Raw genomic sequence first — 520 nt, forward strand, 5'->3', positions numbered from 1 at the left:
GGATGCGACACGCGCGATTCAATGACGAGAAACGCGACCATCAACGCAACGGCGATCCCCAACTGGGCAAGCGTTTGCGTGGACGTCCAACCGACGACGTTACCGTGCACGATGGCGTACACCGCCAGCATGAGCGATGTCGTCACCGAAATGGCGCCCGCCACATCCAGCTTGGCGCGATCCGCCAGCGGTTTGCCGGCCGGCAGCAGCGCCACGCACGCGGCGTACACCGCCACACCGATCGGCAGGTTGACCAGGAAGATCCAGTGCCAGCTCAGCGCGCTGGTCAGCAGCCCGCCCAGCAACACGCCGATGCTGCCGCCGCCTGCGCACACGAAGCCGTAGATGCCCATCGCCTTCGCACGGTCCGCCGGCGAGGTGAACAGATTCATGATGAGCGACAGCGACACCGCCGACACCACGGCCCCGCCCAGCCCCTGGACCGCACGCGCCGCAATCAGCAACCCTTGCGAGTTCGCCAGCCCGCACGCCGCCGAAGCCAGCGTGAACAGCGTGATCC

At 66.9% G+C, this 520-nt stretch carries 1 protein-coding gene; it reads right to left on the bottom strand.

Translation table 11 applies throughout. The features are described from left to right. A partial coding sequence (locus tag RVY79_RS17155; protein WP_317465681.1) for an MFS transporter occupies positions 1 to 520 on the bottom strand: 520 nt, incomplete at both ends.

This window comes from Chromohalobacter sp. HP20-39 (genome assembly GCF_033052815.1).
Taxonomy (GTDB): Bacteria; Pseudomonadota; Gammaproteobacteria; order Pseudomonadales; family Halomonadaceae; genus Chromohalobacter.